Raw genomic sequence first — 20,615 nt, 5'->3', positions numbered from 1 at the left:
TGCCCGAAAGGGTAGTTTCTTTGTTTTATACCCTGTTTTAATCAAGGTGGGTGAAGGATTGCTGCCTTGTTGGCTATAATTACTGGAATCTTGAAACCTTTTGCAAACAAATAGTAAAATTTAATGAAATTAAAGATATACAAAAATTAGCGTTCATTATTATAATAATTCCAGCGAATACATAATATAATGCACCTTAATCATATAGATAAGAATCAGTATGAGAAAGTTCTATGGACAACGTATACAGCTCTATCAGTTACAGGATCTATGAAAGGAATGGATGGCTAGGAGCCAACCATTCAGAGTTATTTAAAGATCCATTAACATATCTAAGGTTTACGCTTGTTCCAGGCTAGTTGGCTGTACCTGCGCACGGAGCTAGGTGTGATTTATTAAGGTAACTATGGTACAATTAGGCAAATATGGAAATGCAGGTAACCTCAATAAGTCAAGTTTCAGCAGCGTGTAATACCTATGAGATACTGTCGGTGTTGCGTGTGGTAGGTGGCGCAAAGTACTTTTGCTGGAAAGATAAAGGTGTGGTATAAAAACACAAAATGAGTTCAATATCAAAGGTGAGGTAGCCGAACGGCTAATAGCTACTCTTTGCAAGGATGCGTTTTTTGAGGATTTTTGCTTCAGAAACCCTCACTATGCTAGAGGTAAAGAGCTCTGTGATGTGCTCGTGGTGCTGGATGATATAGCCATAATCTGGCAGATTAAAAATATCAAACTCAAGTCTGGTCAGTTTAATACATCAGATATTGAAAAAGCCATAAGACAGTGTCGTGGTGCTAGGCGACGACTCTTAAAGCTCGGTACGGTAAATTTCAAGAATGTATCCGGCAAAAGTAAAGTCATCGACACCACCAAGATTAAGGAAGTGTTTTTGATCGCGGCTATTGAAGGCGGTATGCCGGATTTTGGTCGCTACTACGATGACGGAAACAACAGTGGCAATGTGCATATATTTTTTGAAAACTTCACTCGCTTCGCGGTCAAACATCTAAACACAGTATCAGATTTTGTGGAGTACTTGCGATATAAAGAAAAGTTCCTAGCTATTCATAAGAATATTATTTTGATGGCTGGCGGTGAGGAAGATCTGCTGGCGATATATCTTCAAAACAAGCGCACGTTTGGCAACATGGGTGAGGCGGAAAATGTAGATATGATGCTCATGGATCTTGAAGGCGCGGCCGATGAGCTAGAAAATAAGGATGAAGACTACGCCGAAAAGCTTGAAGCTGACTACTGGAGCAAGGGCTGGGATGAGCTAATCGAAAGGAAGCGCGTCGGTCGTCTTATATTAGACGGCACACAGGACAACAGCCCGGATCATGACAAGTTCCTGCAAAAGATGATGAGTCATAATCGCTTTGAGCGCCGCGTGCTCGGTAAGCAGTTCTTTGATGCGGCAGCCCAAGCAGCGAAGTATCCCTATAAAGAGTCTATCGTCTACAGGCGTCTAATACCACAAGATGGGCACAACATCACTTATTTGTTCCTGTTTGTTGGCGATCAGAATACACCTCGCGAATATCGTCAAAAAGTTCTCTACACCACAGCGCTAGCGGCAAAACAAATAATGCCACAGAATGACATGCTCATTGCTATAGCGTCCGAACTGCACATGATAAAGACACCTAACTGTAGCTTTGAATGGGTGATGCTTGATATGACGGCTGATGAATTCGAAAAGGGATACGGTGATAGGGCACGTGAATATCGCGAGAAGCTAAACATTTGGAAGAACGTTAAAATGCACGAAAGTCATGCGTGGGAATACCCAAGCGATGCGCGTGAACAGGTCAAAAAGAAGACGGATAAAAATAATGCCTGACGAAACAATCACCACTCGTAGTGTTGGACGTGGCTTTGCTGAGGTAGAAGAAGACTTCGTTCTTGACGATACTCCTCGCACAAAAACTGTTTTTCGAGCACAAATCCATAGAGGTGGTTTTCGTGGTCAAATAATTCGCTATCGTAAGGATGCTAACGGTAATTCTGAAGAAGTAGTGCCGGTTAATTTCAATCAGCTACATGAGAATGAGGGTGTTGAAATCAAGCTTAAAACTGAAGCCGCAAAAAAGCTTGATGAAGCCTTCGCTAAGCTCACCCAATTACTCCAGGAATGAGGCGTTCAGTATGGTCAGCATCAGTTCTCTATTAATGAAGCTGGCGCGCTTGTCATCACTGACGCAAACAAAGTGGCGGTTGTTAACGGCTTGCTTGAACGAAACCTGACTGAAGAAGTATGGAGTGATTTGTCGCAAAATAATCCGGATCTTACTACACGGCTATCGTGGGCAAAAATACATGCTAACCGGGCAGCTACACTTACTGAATTCAAACACGCTATAAGCGATACCTAAAAAGATGAAGCCTGGTGGCAAAATTTCTTCTCAAATAATAAGTGGATATTTGGTTATGGTCTAAACTATCAAATACAACGCACTGTGCAAGAGCAACCAAACTATGGCGGCGCAGATATCACAGATTCTGGCGGTCAGCGTGGCGACTTTCTGCAATGCACAGCCGCAAATGTTGGTTTTACTGTTTTGGTAGAGATAAAGAAGCCAGTAACAGCCCTGTTGCACAGTGCGCAATACAGGAACAGAGTATGGCGTGTAAGTAATGAGCTGGCTGGCGGTGTGGCGCAATTACAGACAAATTCCCTAACGTGGGAGGTTGAAGGTTCGCGAACTAATGGCAATCGTGATAGGGTTGAGGACGAATGTGGTGCTTTCACGGTTTGCCCTAAAAGTATTTTGATTATAGGTAACACGTCACAGCTAGATACTCGTGACAAAAAGAATTCATTTGAACTGTTTCGGCGCAATTTGAAGAATCCAGAGGTGCTAACGTTTGATGAAATCCTGGAGCGAGCACATTTTATTGTGGATGAATCAAGAGAATGATAAATGAACTCGACACGCTTACTCTACGATAAGATAAAAAACACTAGCCGATCTTCAGAAACGACTGTCGACTACAGATTATGGCGAATCAACAGTGTTGGAGCTAAAGGCTGCAGCTAATGACAAGAAAAATGTGGTTACTATTGCGTGCAGATATACAAACATGGTAGAGAATATACACTTTACGGTTTTTCTAAACAGTATATGGACGGAACTCATTTTGTTGGGGCTAAAATATTAGACATTAAAGCTGTAATGGAAGATAGGCTATGTAATTTTGTGGCTGAGACGTGCCGCAGGATTGACTCGCTTATCCATAGCTATACAGGATTTTTTGGTGTTGACTTGATGATAAGCAAGGATAGTCTAGATGTACTAGAGTGCAATATTAGATTGACGGCTGCAACACTGCCGACGCTGCTCGCAAACGCAATTAGCGCGTATAGATATGTGGAGTATTTTGAAGAGGTGCCGTTGTTGTCAGTAGATACGGCTGATACTGTATTAGTAAGGTCGGAGTATACGGATAGTGCGCATATAATTCGTCCATGCCGATAATATGATTTTCCGTAAAGCGTTGGTATAAATTATATACTAGACATATGGAAGATTCGCATCTCATTATCCTCCGCGGTAATTCTGGTAGCGGTAAAACAACGGTGGCAAAACGGTTGTTTGACCATTTCCATGCGGACGCGATGCTTGTGTCGCAAGATGTCGTGCGCCGTACTATGCTTCGTGTTAAAGACGTACCGAATAATCCAGCAGTTGAGCTTATCTATAAACTGTGTTTGTATGGTAATCGTCTTAATAAGATTGTCATTCTAGAGGGAATTTTGCGCTGCGACGTGTACGGCAATAAGCTTGCGGAATTAATGGTAAATTTTAATGGAGTCGTTCATGTTTATTACTTTGATATTCCGTTTGATGAAACATTACGCCGGCACGCCACGAAGCCGAATGCACATGAGTTTGGCGAGGCGGAGATGCGCCAATGGTGGAGGAGTAGTGACGTACTTGGCGTAAAAGAAGAGCAGATATTTAATGAAAAGATGAGCGCAGATGCTATGCTGAGAAAGATATTGAATGATTGCGTAACAGGCAGCAATAATACTATGAAAGGGTCATGAATGAAACTCCTCTATACAACTACCAACATACATAAGCTTCGCGGTGCTAATCGTGCACTTGCCGGTACGGGTATTGAATTAATGCCGCCAAGCATTGATTTACCGGACGTTCCAGAAATTCAGTCAGATGATCAAACGGAGGTCTCGGTCGACAAGGCGATAAAATACCATGCGTTATTGCGCTGCCCTGTAGTAGTGATGGACTCAGGGCTATTTATTGAACCGCTCGGTGGTTTTCCTGGTGTATATACAAAGTATGTGCTTGATGTACTCGGTATAGATAAGTTAGTTGATCTAGCGCGAAATATTGAAAAGCCAGTAGCATTCGCGCAGCGAACGATTACATATTTTGATGGCGTGACGCTCAAGACGTTTTCATCAAAAGTGACTGGTATATTAGTTCGTGAACCGCGTGGCATGAATGGGCGTAATTACGATAAATATTTTGTCGCTGACGGCAAAGACAAAACTATTGCAGAGCTCTCTGACGAGGAACAAACAGCGCTGATTGCGCCAGTATGGCAGGAATTTGCAGCGTGGATGAAAGAACATCAAAAGGAGGTGATATAGGTGAGCTTGCGATTGGTATAATAGAGGTTGTATGCCCACCCCTCTGCAAGATTTTCTCACATTTTTGATTGGTATTGTCGTTGAGGCACTGCCGTTTGTTGTGCTCGGTATTATAATTTCGGTGGCAGTACAAGTATGGCTGCCGGAAGGCTGGTTGTTGCGCCGGTTGCCAAAGTGTCGTTGGGTGCGGCAAGTTACTATTTCGTTGTTGGGTGTATTTGTGCCGGTGTGCGAGTGCGGTAATGTGCCATTGGCACGCGGACTGTTAGTGCAAGGCTTGAGTGCGTCGGAATCGCTGGTATTTTTGCTTGCCGCTCCGGTATTGAATCCGGTGACGATTATTACCACGCAGCAAGCATTTGCGAACGATCCGGTGGTGCTTGCTGGGCGTATGGCGGGTGGTTTTGTCATCGCGAATATGGTTGGTTGGGTGTTTATGAAGCGCCGGCGCGATGAATTGCTACAGCCAGATTTTATCAAAACGTGCCAAATTTCTCGCCACACTCATGAACGGCGATGGGTGCGTAGTTTAGAACTATTCCGCCGCGAGGCAAGCCATATGTTGCCGGCGCTTTTATTCGGTGCAGCGGTAGCAGCATTGGTGCAAGTTGCTGTGCCGCGTGAAATTTTATTAACACTTGGCAGCAACCCGGCATGGTCTATCGTCGCAATGCTGGCGTTGGCATTCGTGATTTCTATTTGCTCGAATGTTGACGCATTCTTTGCGTTGGCATTTAAAGATACGTTTACTGCTGGTTCGCTTGTGAGTTTTCTGACGTTTGGGCCAATGATCGACATTAAATTACTTAGTTTGATGCGGACGACGTATCAGCCGAAAGTGCTGATGCAGGTTTCGCTGTTGGTATTGTTGATGTCTGCGGCAATAGGATTGGGGGTGAATTGTGTACTGTAAATGGTCGGTGCGGTATGTTGAATATTGCGGCGCGATTGCGATGGCACTACTGTGCGCTGGAATCATTCGCTTGGGCATGCTTGGAAAACTGCACCTCTATATTCATCCGCGCTACACGATATTTACATTAGTGATGGCTGGCGTTGGATTGATAGTGTCGTTGGTAAGTATGATGGCCGGCTGTCGTTTGCGGCAGACTATTAAGCCAGCTGTGTACACCGGTATCCGTCCTACAACGATGAGAGTGGCGACAGCGCTTCTCCTCGTAATGGCTTGTGCTGGTTTCCTTTTCGTGCAGCCGGCAACACTTAGTTCGCGTACGGCAGTTAGCCGCGGTATTGACCGCAACCCGACGCTGACTGACGTAAGTGTCTCGCAAGCGCTATTTGATACGGCTGATTACTCGCAGCTCGGCATCAAAGATTGGTCGTCGCTGCTGGCGCACTACGACGCGAATTTTATCGTGGGCAAGACCGCTTCAATTACCGGATTTGTTGCCGATAATGGTAACGCAAATATATTTTTTGCCTCGCGTTTTTTCGTGACATGCTGCGTGGTTGACGCGCAGCCGATCGGCGTGCCGGTTTACGCGCCGGATTGGCGCCATCGCTACGCACCGAATAGCTGGCTTGAAATCACGGGTGAGTTTATCGAAAACCCCGACGCAGATTCGCTGCATAAAATCGTTTTGAAACCATCGCGCATTCAATCGGTCACGCCGCCGCGGGAGCCGTATGTGTATTAAAGTGCAGCTGAAGAGGCTGTGTTTGCACCGGTTTACGCTGGTGGCAGCTGTTTGCAGCGCTATTATAGTAATTCTCACAATAGCAACAGCAAATGCAGGCGTTCGTGTACGCTACGCCGATCTTAATCCAGCTGAATTAACGAACGCGAACGGGCGGATTGTGCTGCATACGTCGGTGCCGATCAAGCGTGTTGCGCCAGAGCAGGTATCGCTGGCGCCAGCCGTTTCCGTATCGGTGGCGACAAACGGCAACACAATAATTATCACGCCAAATGAACGATTGCGGTATCAAACGGACTACCGTGTGCGTATACATGATGTAGCAGGCCAATATGGGCGGCAGCGCAGCGATATTGAATATCGTTTTTCCACGCCGGCGGCGAAATTATATTACCTGCATCGGCAATATAGTGGCGGCGATGAGAATAAAGCAAATGACCAAATTATCGCGGCAACCATGCAATCTGAAAAAACCGAAGTATTATTTGCGGCGCCGCGAATCCTTGAGTTTGTCGCAGTGCGCGACGAACTGGTCGTGAATACCTATCGCGACGGCGTGTCGCAATTGCAGCGCGTTAACGTGAATGATAAGCGCACGCAAATGGTGCCGGTAGCAAAACCACAACTTGCCGCGAAACTGCAATCGCTTGGCGATGGACGGCGCGTCGGCTACATCACGGGAGAGCACTCCGATACGAAAGGCGGGCAACTCCAATTACTAGACGTAACAAACGGATCGCCGCGCGCGATTGAACATGCGGGCGCGGTGACTGATTGGCGTGCTAGTCCTGATGGCCGTGTGATAGCGGCCGTCACGGTGAAGGGCGATTTGCTACTCGTTGACACGACAGGTAAAAAACAACCGCGGCCGCTCGGTAGCGCGAGCGAGCTTGGCGATTTTTCAAGCGATGGGCGGAAATTATCGTTTCTCGGAAGCGCGGGTGGTTTCATGATATATGACCTTGAGAAGAATGAACGCCGCGCCGTTTTCAGCGACTCGGCGCACGCGAATTCGTACATTGTGCGGCTTAAACTGTTGGAAAAGAATGCCTGGTTGATGCAGAGTATGTTTATTGCCGACAGAAAACCAGGCAGTGAGGTCACATATGATGACGGGCGTGGCATAACCAGGCTATATCATCCAGACGGCGCGCATGACATTACGGGATTATCTGCATCGCCGAACAGCCAGTATGCTGCCGTTGAAGTTGCACCGCAGCAGGGTTCATCGTTTGACAATTATCCTGTTAATGGGCGCAATATGTCGACGCGCACCGTACTCATTGATCAGAACGGTGCCGTTATGCGCACGATAGACGGGTGTGATGTTGTGTGGAAATAGGATTTATATCGCGCTAAAATACGATCGTCCTGGCTGTAGCTTCCCGCCAAAAAGCGTATCAATTGTCACGAATGTGAAACCTTGCTTTGATAATGCATTAAGAACGCACGGTATAGCGTCGACCGACGTCGGGTGGATATCGTGGAATAAGATAATTGCGCCGGCGCGCGCATTGCTGACGGCGCGCGAGCATACGATATTACTATCGCGATCAGCCCAGTCGCGCGTATCAACCGACCACAGAACCGACGACATGCCAAATGTTTGTAATTGCTGCGAAACTGAGGCATTGATCGCGCCATACGGCGGACGCATTATTGCCGGTGTTTGTTTGGTAGCGGCATGAATCGCGCGGTTAGTTTGCGTGATTTCGTTTGCAACACTGCTTGGCGCGAGCGCTGTTAAATCGGGGTGCCGCCATGAATGGTTGCCAATTTGATGCCCGCGGGCGGCTTGCTGCTGTAGAATTGCATGGTGTGCTGCTACTTTTTCACCGATTACAAAAAAGGTTGCTTTAGCGTGGTATGCGTCAAGCGTGTCAAGCAAACGCATACTATGCGCTCCCGGTCCATCGTCGAATGTCAACGCGATACATTTGCCGCTGCACCGTATTGTGCTGTTTTGCGGAGCAGCGGGAGATGGTGTAGGATTATCTGGCGGATTAGTTGACGCTAGATCGTTAGATCCTGCAATATCGCCTGTTTGCTTGTCAAACGTCCATGATAGCAAATACTGCTCGGAGTGCGTAGTGTGCATATTTTGCTTAATTAGCACTGTAATTGATATAAAACGGTCGTCGTTACGCAGCACTTGGTAGCCCGCTGTGTTCGTGAATGGCTCGGTAATGTGCGCCGACTGTTTGGCGAGCGTATCGCGAAAGCCGCGGTCTTTCTCGTTGATAGCAGCGGCGATCGTATCGTTAATCTTCTGATTTTTCGTAATGGGATATTCAAGTGATGTTTGCTCGGCGCGGTTGCGGCGCTGCACAAATTTTGACGTAATGTCGCGATATTTTGGATTTGCGAAATAATATTTGGTGTCGGCGGGATCGGCTGCTGGCGTAACATGCGGGCGGTTCAGGTGAAACGCGAGCGCTAAGCATGTGGTTGCAAGAACTGGCGTTACAGCAAAGACGATGATGCATGATTTTTTCAAAGAAATGCTCCGCCGTTTTCTTGGCATTTTTCGCGTCGATTTCTTTGGCACGGGCGATGTGATTTTATGTGTTTTTGAACGCGTCATATTATAGTTATAACATAATGCACTATACCGTAGCATAAAAAATAGACGACCGAAGTCGTCTATTAAAATGGGTCTCTACTACCCGAATTAACTGGTTTTGCGTGAGAACTCTTTATCCAGCACCATCTTCCTCCCCGCATTCCGCGGGTCTACGAAGTCGCCATAGCCGGCGATCATCTTCTTGAATCGTTTGAACTTGCCGTTATGAGCATCGGCAAGCTCTACATCTTCATGCTCGGTAACCGCGACATAGCGGCTTCGTAGTGTGTTTGTGTTCGTGTTTGTTTGTGTTTTCATGATTGTTTGTTCTTTAGCAACGTTTGAAATGGCCACGATAGCGGCGGCATATTACCTTTCCGGACTGCGAGAGAAAGAAAAAACGTGCCCACTGCTTGTGACCACGTTGCTTACGGTTATTGTACTACAGAGAGAGGAGAGTTGGCAACTACTTCAAACCGTTCGCTTTTGCAAAGCTTTCGTTGTCTTCTTTCCAGCGTTTGAATATACGCCGAGTACGCGGACTGTTGATGTCGAAGTTAGCTTCGGCTTTGGCGGCTGCCGCTGCCGCCTCTTCCGGAGTAGTGATGAAAACCGGCTTCTGTTTATCAGCAAGTTCGCGCCCCGTTTCATCAATGAGTGCAGCCTTTACCTTTGTGATATCGCCATCTTGTTCCATACTCTTGATTATAACACGCCTACCTCTGCCAAGCAGGTATTCCGCCTCGTCGTATTGCGAGCGTTCACCGAGTACTTTATCCATATAGACACTATGATAGCCATTTGGAATTTCAAATTCCAGGACATATCTATGGGTCTTGCTTGATACTGCCGCAAACTCTGTGGCTATGGTACGTGATGAACTTGTCGACATATAAGCACTTTCCTCCAGTATCTGACCAACTTTCAGTTCATCGTTTAGTCCAATGCCGCGATACACTGGAATCCGACCATTCGTTGCACTGCGTGCGATAACATTGTCAACACGCTGCGACGCCTTGAGCGCACCAGGCGTGATAGCTTTGCCAAATCGGAAGTGGTCGTTGATTTCTCTGTAATATGTTCCTTGATACATCAGCAAGCTTTCCACCTCAACTTTTGTAATGCCGCCTAGTAAAAAGCCAGTATCAATCAGCTCCTGCTTGCGCGTTGTTTTGAGATGCTCTACCTTATCGGCAAGCGCTTCGTTCTTCATACCGGTAACTTCAGGTGATTTGTAGTCATCCGACATCTTACGTATCATTACCCATATACAACGGCAGTTGAAGTGCAATGGCGGCTGCCACTTCGTCATTTTGCGCTCTTTAGGCGTAAATTACCTCAGTGATATGTAAAAACTTTACATCTCTATGTCATATGTAAATAAAATAGCTAAAAACTTTACAAATTATTGTAAATGTAAATAAAAAATGCTAAAATCTTTACATAGTATGACTAAGATTAGCAGTAAAAATCCTAGGATTGGTGTATATAGACCCCAGCCAGAAGGGTTTAAGGCTTTTGTCTTAGAGCCGTTTCCGCCAAAAGATACACTAGTGTTCTCATCGGCTATTCAACAGAAGCATGCTGAGGCGATGCGACTCTTAGGGAAACTAGACGGCATTACAGCCTTACTGCCAGATAGAGATTATTTTTTGGAAATGTTCGTTCGCAAAGATGCTTCATCCTCAAGCCAAATTGAAGGTACACAGGCATCTATCTCTGACGCAATCGAGGCGCTAAATATTGAGCGGCGTAATAATTTGCCGCAAGACGTTGATGATATTTTGCACTATATTGAGGCGCTTAATTATGGATTAGAGCGGGCAAAGGATTTTCCATTCTCGCTGCGTTTCATCCGTGAGCTACACGAGAAACTCATGACTGGTGCGCGCAATACGCACAACCCTTTCCCCGGTGAGTTTCGTCGTACGCAAAATTGGATCGGCGGCACCCGTCCGGATAACGCGCGCTTTGTGCCGCCGCCTGTTTGCGAAATGAATCAAGCGCTAAACGACCTGGAAAAATTCATTCATGCTGACGATGAATATTTACCGCTTATCAAAGCTGGTTTGTTGCATGCCCAGTTTGAAACAATCCACCCATTTCTTGATGGCAATGGGCGAACTGGACGCATGCTCGTGACGATGTTTTTGTGGCATCGGCGGTTACTGGAAATGCCAGTCCTCTATTTGTCAACGTATTTTAAGAAACATCAAGAAACCTACTATGAAAAACTCAATGCTTACCATTCAGAGAACGGTAACGCTGAAGAATGGGTGGAGTTCTTTCTAGACGGCGTGATAGATATCGCTAATTCGTCTATTGAGACATGTCGGAAGATAACCGAATTACGAGAACGAGATATGAGAAAAGCTCAGAAACTTGGCAAGGCTACAGCTCCGAAAACACTTGATATGATTCGCTTTCTTTATAAGATGCCAACTGTAGGTATCGCTGATGTTGTTAATCAAACTAGGTACAGTAGGCCATCAGCCTACAAGCTGATAGATCGTCTCGTTGATATGAATATCCTTTATCCAGCCGACGAGAACGATGGTTATGGTAAGAAGTATACGTATAAAGATTATGTAGAAGTATTCGCAGAAGACGAATCTCTAGGATGATTTATAATAAAGAGGAAGTATGATGAACGGCTACAACGACGACATAACGAACGATCAACTAGCAAAGCTCCGCCAGCTTTTTCCGGAGGTGTTTGCCGAGGATAAAATTGACTGGGTGCGTCTCAAGGCGACGCTCGGCGAGGCGGTCGATTTGGGTGAGCGCTACGGTCTCGGCTGGAAGGGTAAGAGCGACGTTTTTGCCAAAATCCAAGAGAAGACGGTCGAGACGCTCCATGTTGACCGAGCTAATTCCGTTGATTGGGATGCCACGAGTAATATGTTCATCGAGGGCGACAACTTGGCGGCGTTGAAGATTTTGCACAAAAGTTATTACGGCAAGGTGAAGATGATCTACATTGACCCGCCGTACAACACTGGCAATGATTTCGTCTACAACGATGATTTCAAGCAAACTCGCGCCAGCTATGCGGCCGAAGCTGGCCTGACCGACGACGAGGGAAATATCACTCGCGACGATGGCCTGCGTACCAATACTGGCGGGCACAAGCACAGCAACTGGCTGAACATGATGTATCCACGCCTCTTCTTGGCACGCAATCTGCTTCGCCAAGACGGCGTCATCTTCGTCTCGATCGATGACAACGAAGTCCACAACCTTCGCCTGATGATGAACGAGATATTTGGGGAGGAGAATTTTGTAGCGCAGATTGTGTGGCAAAAGAAATATACGCAAAGTAATGATGCTAAAAATATTTCCTGTACCCATGAATACGTTATGTGCTACGCTAGGTCAATTAACGAGAGAGTCTCTGTTTTAAATCGTTTACCACGAACTGAACAGCAAAATAGTCGTTATACTAATCCTGATGACGATCCAAGGGGCCCTTGGAAAGCTATCCCCTTGCACGCCAGAAGCGGCAATAACTCTCAGGAGGTTATGTTTACTAACGGTCGCATCTGGCATCCACCAGCTGGTACATACAACAGGTTTAGTCAGGAAAAGATAAAACAATTAGAAGCTGAGGGTAGGATTTATTTCGGGAAGAATAAAGACTCAACTCCTGTTTTTAAGAGATATCTTGATGAGGTCGGCGATATACTTCCAGTGAGCTTATGGAAATATGATGAAGTCGGAAGTACCGATAAAGCACGACAAGAATTGAAAGATTTGATGCCAGAGAATGTTTTTGATACACCAAAGCCATTGGGACTTATAAAAAGAATTTGTCAAATTGGTACTAGTTTAGAAAGTAACGATATTATTCTTGACTTCTTCTCCGGTTCCGGTACAACTGCTCACGCTGTGATGCAACTCAACGCCGAAGATGGTGGCAATCGCCGCTGGATTTGCGTGCAGTTACCTGAGCTGGCTGACGAGAAGTCGGAGGCGTATAAAGCTGGCTATCGCACCATCGCAGACATTGCTCGTGAGCGCATCCGTCGGGCGGGCGCCAAAATCCGTTCCGATCAGACGGACAAGTTAGCTTCTCGCAATGTCCCGCTTGACCTTGGCTTCCGAGCGTATCGGGTGAGTGATAGTAATTTCAAGCAGTGGAACGAGCTGGTTTCTGACCCGGAGGAGATTCGCCAGCAAGCCCTCGCCAGCCTCGACCCGCTGGAAGATGGTGTGACTGACGATGACCTACTGACCGAGCTCCTGCTCAAGCGCGGCATCTCGCCATTGGCGCAGATCGACCAGTATGATAACTTCTGCTTTATCCCGTCCGAAAAGCTCGTCATTTGCTTAGCGCACTCCATGACGGAGGAATTATTTACGACCATTCTCGCTACCAAACCATCATCCATCATCATCCTCGACCGAGCCTTCGGTGACGACATAAATCTAAAAGTAAACTTACTCCTGCAAGCCGAACGGCAAGGTGTTGAGGTGGAGGCAATATAATGTTTATTCGTGAACTAGAAATAAAGAATTATCGAGGTTTTGACGACTTTATTCTTAAAAACATAGCTGTACCAGATAATACTAATTTGGGGAGTGGACTAAATGTTATTTTAGGAGAAAATGGATGTGGTAAGACATCAATTCTTGATGCTATAGCACTTGCCCTAGGAAGCTATAAGGTTGATAGCTTTTCATTTCACGATCTGCATAAAGCAGACTCAAGAGCCACTATTATCGCTAAAGCCGATACTGACTTTACGGCTAAAAAGTTATATAGTGGTGATTTTCAAGCAAATGGCTTGTGTTTCAAAGGATATTTACGAGAAAGATCGGGTGGTTCGCTTGACAGAATGGTTGTTACACAGAGTCTACTGCTATCTGATGAAATTGAAGAAGGTAAACCTGACTTGCGTGCCGATCTAAAAGGTACTTTTGGGGAAGCTCGGTACAATCAAGAATACCAGATAATAGATGTGGACTTTCGGATTGGTTCTATAGTTTCGGGGGTGTCTAATAAAACTGAGTTTGATCGCACTCTGGAACACTTGAACTATCATTACGTAAGAGATGTAGATGATAAATCGGACGTTAATGGCACAATAAAAGGTGAGCTAGCTAAAGTTAATAAGAGTACGGTATTAAGTAGTTCTGTAAAAAAATTTAATGAACTAACGAATCTAAAGGTAGAATTAAGACACGTTGATAATAGTGAGCTTTTTTCAAGATCCTTCCTGGCGCAGAAAATCGACGAGAATAGTTATGTTTCTATAGATAGGATAGGAAAAGGGTATCAATTATTGTTAGCGCTTTTGGTTAAGAAAGAAGTAGCTAAAACGAAGAGGCATGATTTAATTGTTATGATTGACGAAGCAGAAATGCACCTGCATCCTTCTTTGCAGCAGATACTCGTGCAGGAAATAATGGAGTTGTCGAAGTCTGTCCAGGTATTTATAACATCTCATTCACCAATTTTCGTGCACGAGCTTTTTCTCGCTGATGCCATTGGCAACACCAAGAAGCATCTGCTAAAGAAGGGTACGGATGGTAGTGTCGTAAACGTAGAGATTGAAGAAGCGCTTCTCCCTAGAGCCACTCCTGCTGAAATAAATTATCTCGCTTTCAACTATCCTACTCTTGAGTATCATAACGAGTTATATGGCCAGTTGTCCTATCTTAGAGGTGAGTCTAGCCCAAGTGCGTTAGATAGAACATTTGATGTTACTGATGCTGAGAAATACGACTGGAAGAGAGATAACGGTTGGGTAGATAGATTAAGTATACATTCTGTCTTGCGCAATGCATTTCACCATAAAGAAAATAAAGAAAATGAATATTGCACAAACCAATTTATAATGGATAATTTGCAGGAATCCATCAAGTTTTTAAGAGAATGTATAAGAAGAGAATATCAAAATGAATCAGGATCTAACAATGCCTAATTCTCTGTTGTGCAGAATCACCAATGATAGACAGCTCTTGTTTAGTAAGAGTAAGTTTAATATAGCTCCAGTTGTCCGGAAAAACCAGACAACTAACGAAATAGTCACTTGTTCGGAAATTATGAATAGCTATGTAGAAAATTCGGGATTTCCGAATTTTGTGGAGGTGGTGTAATGATTGGATCTAGTAAAATGAAAAACAACTTAAAGCCTTATACTTACCACCGTTTTATTGACGAGGCGGGCGACATGACGTTCTTCTTGAAAGGGAAAGCTCCAGCGCCTTTGGGCAGCAACGGTATTTCCAGAACATTTATATTGGGTATGGCGCATGTAAAGCAAGATTTAGAACAGGTGCGTAATTTTATTAGGATATTTTGCAAAGAAATAGAAAATGACCCGTATTTTAACGAAATACCTAGCGTAAAAAAGCGCATAGATCAAGGTAGTTTTTATTTGCACGCCAAGGATGATCCGCCAGAGCTTCGGTATAAGTTTCTTATGTTCTTGCTTGAGAACGTAGATTTCTCTGTACAGATGGTGGTAGGGCGTAAACGGCTTACGAGGTTTGTCAATAAACATCACTCTCAGGAAAGAGAATTCTATGCTGACTTACTTTCTCATCTATTGAAAGATAAGGGAAATTACGAAAAGTTAGTTATTAACATTGCGGAGCGTGGAAGTAGTACGAAAAATAATAATCTAGAAATTGCTTTATCGCAGGCGCATGAACGCCATGCAAAGACGCGTCGATATAAGTACAGGGCCGATATAAAATTTAATGTCCAGAGGTATAGTAGCGAGCCAGTGCTGGCAATAACAGATTATATTTTATGGACGGTGCAGCGAGTTTTTGAAAAAGGGGAAACGCGTTTTTATGATGTTGTAAAAGATAGAATCCCGTTAATTTTGGATTTGTATGACACGACAAAATACGAGAACTATCAGAATTATTATGGACCGAAAAACCTTCTTACAAAGCAGAATAAGGTGGTTGATAATGATTAGGTGCTCTGTATTTCAAAAAGACCCATATCATTCTGAGAAGGATACCCTTCGATGGCGTGAAGCCAGCTTTCAAATGATACAGGTCTTCGTGAAACAAAATTGTTCCTATGTAAATTATACTTTGAAGAATTGTTTATTGTCAAACATATGTAATCTTCTTAATTCAAAAGAGCTATTTCTTGATGAAACTAAAATTTGACCCCAACCAGCAATATCAACTCGACGCCATCAACGCGGTGGTGGATATATTTACTGGCCAGCCAAAAGACATTGACGGTGCAACTCGCCATATGGATCAGGATGGTCAGTTAAGCTTGGAGGCGACAATCGCCAAGGGGAATAGCTTGACGCTAGATGTGGCTCAGATAATTGAGAATACACACAAGATTCAAGAGAAAAATGATATCGAGAAAAGTGAGACTAAAGAAGGCGACTTTAGTTTTCCGACGAATTTTCCACTGGAAACCAGTGAAAAATCTCTGAAGCACGGTATGAACTTTTCCATCGAGATGGAGACCGGTACAGGCAAAACGTATGTGTACTTACGGACGATTCATGAGCTACACCAGCATTATGGTTGGAAGAAGTTTATCATCGTGGTACCGAGCGTAGCGATTCGCGAGGGTGTGCTGAAGAACCTGGCAATCACTCGGGAGCACTTCGCTGACTTATATCAGAATCCGGAGATGAATTATTATGTCTGGGATAGCAAAAAGACGGGACAAGCACGCGAGTTTGCGACCAATGATACGCTGCAAATCATGGTCATCACTATTGATAGTTTCGCTAAGGCGGCTAACATCATGAATAAACAGAGTGATTACGGTCGTCCACTAGATTTCATTCGTGCGACTAATCCGGTGGTGATTGTCGACGAGCCGCAGAATATGGAAACCGATACGCGAAAAGCAGCGATTGAAAGCCTGCATCCGCTCTGTACGCTGCGTTATAGTGCCACGCATAAAAACCCGTACAATCTACTCTATCGCCTGACGCCGGTTGACGCCTATGATAAACATTTGGTAAAGAAGATTGAGGTACACAGTGTGTTGAGCGAGGATAGCTACAATGACGCGTATGTGAATGTGGTAAAGCTAGAACGCAAAGGCAAGAGCCGGATTATCGCGCATGTTGAAGTTGATACTAGTGATGAGCGTGGCTTACAACGGCGAGTGGTAAAAGTGAGTCCGGGCGATGATTTGGCGGAATTGACAGGTCGTGCGGTGTACGAAAATTACGTGGTGGAGCGGATTGATTTTATCGAGCAGGCGGTAGAATTTGCTAATAGCAAGACGGTGTATGTCGGACGGAAAGACGAGAGCTTGCGCGAGGAGATTTTGAAGCGGCAGATTGAACTGACGATTGAAGACCATTTTGACAAACAGAAACAGCTGGGCACGAATGTTAAAGTCTTGAGTCTGTTCTTCATCGACAAAGTGGCGAATTACCGTGAGTATACGCCAGGCGGTGTAGTGAAAGGTAAGTTTGCTGAGTGGTTTGAAGAAATCTACCAAAAAGTGGCAGCTAAACCACGCTTTGCTGGCATGCTAGACGGGCTGGCGGTCGAGATGGTGCACGATGGCTATTTTGCCAAAGACAAAATCGGGCAGTGGAAGGACTCGCGTGACACTAAGGGCGAAGGTGGCCGGACAAAAGATGATGATAGCGCATACAACTTGATTATGAAAGACAAGGAGCGGCTGCTTGATCCGAACGAGCCACTGCGATTTATCTTCAGTCATTCGGCGCTGCGCGAGGGTTGGGATAACCCGAATGTGTTTACAATTTGTACGTTGAACGAAACGTCAAGTGAAATGAAAAAGCGCCAGGAAATTGGGCGGGGGTTGCGCTTACCGGTAGATATCAATGGCGAGCGAGTTCACGACCAGAATACTAATGTGCTGACGGTGGTAGCTAACGAAAGTTACGCGGATTTTAGCCGAAAGTTGCAGACCGAGATTGAACAGGAAACGGGAATCTCGTTTAGCGGGCGGATTAAGAATCGCGACGATCGGCGGCGGATACGGCTGACAAAAAGCCTGGCTTTGAGCGACGATTTTAAGGAATTGTGGGAGCGGATAAAACATAAAACCGTTTATCGTGTGGCGTTTGATGTAGATGAGTTAGTGCGTCAAGCGACTAAGCAATTAGTATTGGTTGAGGTCGTCCGTCCGCAGATTGTTGATACCAGAGTACGAATTGAACAGTTAGGCGCGGAGCGCGGTTTTACGGTCAGTGAAACGCCAGGTGCTGGTGTAGCAGCGAATATCCAGAAGGTGTATGTGCCAGATATTCTGAGTGTGCTGGAAAAGCGAACAGGATTGACGCGCGCGATGATTTTTGCCGTGCTTGATAAGGCAGATGTGTTTGGTAAATTAGCACGTAATCCACAACAGATGATCGACGAGGCGGCGCGGGCTATCAATCGTGCTAAGCAAGAGGTGATGGTAGACGGAATTAGTTACCAAAAAACTGGCGAAAGTTACGATATGTGTCTGTTTGAAAACCATGAACTCGAAGCTTATTTGTACGATGCGGCGATGAAAAGCGGAGCGATTGCTGTTGATAATCCGGATAAAACGATATATGATTACGTGACGGTTGATTCAGAGGTGGAGTATAAGTTTATGAAAGCGTTAGAGCAAGCAGGCAACATCCGGTTTTATGTAAAGCTGCCGGGTTGGTTCACGATCCCGACGCCGCTCGGGTCATATAATCCAGACTGGGCGGTGGTATTTGATGGCGACGAACGAGTTTATTTTGTTGCAGAGACAAAAGGAGTGAATAAAATCAACAATTCACATCTGAGCGCGAGCGAGCGGGGCAAAATCCTGGCTGCACGACAGCATTTCGTAGAAGTTGAAGTTGAATATGTGGCGCCAGTGCGGGATTTGCAGAGTGCGCTAAAAAAGTGTGATATGAAAGAACGGAAGTGGTGAATAAGCAAAAGTCGCGTTGGCAGCTCTATGTTTTAAAACTGGAGCAAGACAAATGGTATATTGGTATCACTTCGCGTTCAGTCGAAAAACGGTTTCGTGAGCATCAACGGGGTTTTGCTGGTGCGAATTGGACGAAAAAATATAAACCTCTGAAAATTCACGATACGAAAGACCTTGGCCTGTGCGACATTGAGAAAGCTCAATTATATGAAGGTCGTGTGACGCGAAAATACATGGAACAGTATGGTGACAATAATGTGCGTGGTGGCGACCTTACAGATATAGGCGACTATGTACGACATTTTGGACGGATATTCACAAGAGAAAGTTGGGGTATTTTATCATATATAATCTTCATGCAGTTCGTATGTTTATACCTTTTGATCGATCTTTATGTATTGCACCCATCGTGTCGATAGATTATTGTGAAGATGTGGTATCTTATGCTACAATAGTCTCGCAATTAACAACTAGCATATCAAGAGTGCGGCGAGAGAACTAGCTCGTTGAGCCGCCAGCAACCTGCTTTAGCATGGGACAATTCCATGCTGCGGTAAGGTGCTCCGTCTAGCCCGAATGGGAAGATATTGTTGCGAAACTCCTTTCTGCTCGGTGCATGGCAAGATGTGCGGAAGGAGTAACCTATGAGTAAAAATCAAAATAGTATACGCACAGCTGAGAGTGTGTCACCAGGGCATCCGGATAAATTATGCGACCAGATTTCAGATGCAATTGTAGATGCATATCTGGCAAAAGATCCGCAGGCGCGTGTAGCGATTGATGTAGCGGGCGGGCACGGTGCAGTATTTGTTACGGGCGAGGTATCAAGTCGGGTAGAAGTAAATATTGCAAAAATTGTTCGCCGAATTGCCGGCAAAAATAGTGAAGTTATTGAGCGGGTTGCTGAACAGAGTCCAGAAATTGCGCGTGGTGTCAACGCAGGCGGTGCGGGTGACCAGGGGATTATGATAGGCTATGCTTGCAATGAGACACCGGAGCTGTTGCCGCTAGAAGTGGTGTTGGCGCGGCGCCTAAATCAGAGTCTATATCAGCGTTGGCCATATGACGGCAAGACGCAAGTATCGGTGCGTGGTCGCGAGATCGTCGCGGTTGTAGCGAGTTTTCAGCATGCGCCATACGATGAGTTGGAGCAGGCGGTGAAAGATTGGGTGAGAAACGAAGCGGTACGATATGTGGGGGTAAAGTACTTTGCAGAAACTCAAACGGAACACCAGATGAATAATTCAGTGACTCAAAATATCGATCCAATATTGCATATCAATCCAGCAGGCGATTGGAAAATTGGTGGGTTTGACGCTGATGCAGGTCTAACGGGTCGCAAACTGGCAGTAGATAATTATGGTCCGCGTATACCGCTTGGCGGCGGGGCATTTAGCGGTAAAGACCCAAGCAAGGTGGATCGCAGTGCTGCGTATATGGCGCGCAAAATCGCCATTGACTATTTGCATCGATTCCATGCAGGCGAAGTACTTGTACGATTAGCATATGCGATTGGTTACGATCAACCGATTGAGACTACAGCAATCGTTGACGGTGTGCTGCGCAAGATCACTGGATATGATTTGACGCCGAACGGCATTATTGAAGCGCTTGATTTGCGTCGTCCAATATACGAACAGACTGTCCGCTACGGTCATTTCGGTCAAGCAGGTTTTTCATGGGAGTTGTACGAAGGTTAAAACCTACACAGTACTGCTGAGCATAGCGCTAACTTAACGTTTCTAGTATAGTTTTCACTCTCTTTTTTACCCCTCTCACTATAAAAGAATACCGGATATCAATATCCGGTATTCTTTACCTATTCTACCCCTATTATTCATCATTCTTTTCTCTCTCCTTCTTATATATAAATATATAAGAAAGAATAATAACTAT

General features: G+C 45.2%; 18 protein-coding genes and 1 pseudogene. 16 read left to right on the top strand and 3 right to left on the bottom strand.

What is annotated here, in order from left to right; translation table 11 throughout:
• Window positions 1-688: 688 nt before the first annotated feature.
• The 9 genes and pseudogenes from SEML1_RS04290 (at window position 689) to SEML1_RS04250 (ending at window position 7,624) form a co-directional block, all read left to right on the top strand.
• Window positions 689-1,846 (top strand): hypothetical protein, encoded by a 1,158-nt coding sequence (locus tag SEML1_RS04290; RefSeq protein ID WP_376753982.1) that lies wholly within the window; start codon window positions 689-691, stop codon window positions 1,844-1,846.
• A complete protein-coding gene (locus SEML1_RS04285) occupies window positions 1,839-2,141 on the top strand; it encodes a hypothetical protein (protein ID WP_376753981.1) in 303 nt (100 codons plus the stop codon). The genes SEML1_RS04290 and SEML1_RS04285 overlap by 8 nt, the downstream gene beginning before the upstream one ends.
• Window positions 2,142-2,393: 252 nt before the next feature.
• Window positions 2,394-2,924, top strand: a pseudogene (locus SEML1_RS04280) (Shedu immune nuclease family protein); the annotation flags it as partial.
• A gap of 147 nt (window positions 2,925-3,071) precedes the next feature.
• Window positions 3,072-3,482 carry a hypothetical protein gene (locus SEML1_RS04275; protein WP_376753980.1) on the top strand — a complete coding sequence of 137 codons (411 nt, stop codon included), beginning with the start codon at window positions 3,072-3,074 and terminating at the stop codon, window positions 3,480-3,482.
• 44 nt (window positions 3,483-3,526) lie between these two features.
• A complete protein-coding gene (locus SEML1_RS04270; RefSeq protein ID WP_376753979.1) occupies window positions 3,527-4,054 on the top strand; it encodes an AAA family ATPase in 528 nt (175 codons plus the stop codon).
• Window positions 4,055-4,624: a non-canonical purine NTP pyrophosphatase gene (locus tag SEML1_RS04265; RefSeq protein WP_376753978.1), complete on the top strand. Its 570-nt coding sequence runs from the start codon at window positions 4,055-4,057 to the stop codon at window positions 4,622-4,624.
• A 31-nt stretch (window positions 4,625-4,655) separates the two neighbouring features.
• Entirely contained in the window at window positions 4,656-5,537 is an 882-nt protein-coding gene (locus SEML1_RS04260) for a permease (RefSeq protein ID WP_376753977.1), read from the top strand.
• A 7-nt stretch (window positions 5,538-5,544) separates the two neighbouring features.
• A complete protein-coding gene (locus SEML1_RS04255) occupies window positions 5,545-6,282 on the top strand; it encodes a TIGR03943 family putative permease subunit (RefSeq protein WP_376753976.1) in 738 nt (245 codons plus the stop codon).
• Window positions 6,272-7,624: a hypothetical protein gene (locus tag SEML1_RS04250; protein WP_376753975.1), complete on the top strand. Its 1,353-nt coding sequence runs from the start codon at window positions 6,272-6,274 to the stop codon at window positions 7,622-7,624. The genes SEML1_RS04255 and SEML1_RS04250 overlap by 11 nt, the downstream gene beginning before the upstream one ends.
• 3 nt (window positions 7,625-7,627) lie before the next feature.
• Here the strand turns inward: SEML1_RS04250 and SEML1_RS04245 are convergent, their stop codons facing one another.
• The 3 genes from SEML1_RS04245 to SEML1_RS04235 form a co-directional block, all read right to left on the bottom strand.
• A complete protein-coding gene (locus SEML1_RS04245; protein WP_376753974.1) occupies window positions 7,628-8,866 on the bottom strand; it encodes a polysaccharide deacetylase family protein in 1,239 nt (412 codons plus the stop codon).
• An 87-nt stretch (window positions 8,867-8,953) separates the two neighbouring features.
• The gene (locus tag SEML1_RS04240) at window positions 8,954-9,199 is read right to left on the bottom strand and encodes a hypothetical protein (RefSeq protein ID WP_376753973.1); all 246 of its coding nucleotides are present in this window, start codon (window positions 9,197-9,199) and stop codon (window positions 8,954-8,956) included.
• A 112-nt stretch (window positions 9,200-9,311) separates the two neighbouring features.
• Entirely contained in the window at window positions 9,312-10,094 is a 783-nt protein-coding gene (locus tag SEML1_RS04235; RefSeq protein WP_376753972.1) for an ADP-ribosyltransferase, read from the bottom strand.
• Window positions 10,095-10,293: 199 nt separating this feature from the next.
• Between SEML1_RS04235 and SEML1_RS04230 the strand changes: the two genes are divergently transcribed.
• The 7 genes from SEML1_RS04230 (at window position 10,294) to SEML1_RS04200 (ending at window position 20,419) form a co-directional block, all read left to right on the top strand.
• Window positions 10,294-11,469, top strand: a complete 1,176-nt coding sequence (locus SEML1_RS04230; protein WP_376753971.1) for a Fic family protein — start codon at window positions 10,294-10,296, stop codon at window positions 11,467-11,469.
• Window positions 11,470-11,488: 19 nt separating this feature from the next.
• Complete coding sequence (locus SEML1_RS04225) at window positions 11,489-13,333, top strand: site-specific DNA-methyltransferase (RefSeq protein ID WP_376753970.1); 1,845 nt, start codon at window positions 11,489-11,491, stop codon at window positions 13,331-13,333.
• A complete protein-coding gene (locus SEML1_RS04220; RefSeq protein ID WP_376753969.1) occupies window positions 13,333-14,772 on the top strand; it encodes an ATP-dependent nuclease in 1,440 nt (479 codons plus the stop codon). The genes SEML1_RS04225 and SEML1_RS04220 overlap by 1 nt, the downstream gene beginning before the upstream one ends.
• A 174-nt stretch (window positions 14,773-14,946) precedes the next feature.
• Window positions 14,947-15,780 (top strand): DUF3800 domain-containing protein, encoded by an 834-nt coding sequence (locus tag SEML1_RS04215; RefSeq protein ID WP_376753968.1) that lies wholly within the window; start codon window positions 14,947-14,949, stop codon window positions 15,778-15,780.
• Window positions 15,781-15,962: 182 nt separating this feature from the next.
• A complete protein-coding gene (locus SEML1_RS04210; protein WP_376753967.1) occupies window positions 15,963-18,719 on the top strand; it encodes a restriction endonuclease in 2,757 nt (918 codons plus the stop codon).
• A complete protein-coding gene (locus SEML1_RS04205; RefSeq protein ID WP_376753966.1) occupies window positions 18,716-19,138 on the top strand; it encodes a GIY-YIG nuclease family protein in 423 nt (140 codons plus the stop codon). The genes SEML1_RS04210 and SEML1_RS04205 overlap by 4 nt, the downstream gene beginning before the upstream one ends.
• Before the next feature lie 225 nt (window positions 19,139-19,363).
• Window positions 19,364-20,419, top strand: coding sequence for a methionine adenosyltransferase domain-containing protein (locus SEML1_RS04200; protein ID WP_376753965.1), 1,056 nt, complete (start codon window positions 19,364-19,366; stop codon window positions 20,417-20,419).
• Window positions 20,420-20,615: the final 196 nt, after the last annotated feature.

Source organism: Candidatus Saccharimonadaceae bacterium ML1 (assembly GCA_030253535.1).
In the GTDB taxonomy this organism is placed as follows: Bacteria; Patescibacteriota; Saccharimonadia; order Saccharimonadales; family Saccharimonadaceae; genus Saccharimonas; species Saccharimonas epibionticum.
The sequence above is the reverse complement of the archived record's forward strand: the minus strand, read 5'-3'. Positions and strand labels throughout refer to the sequence as shown.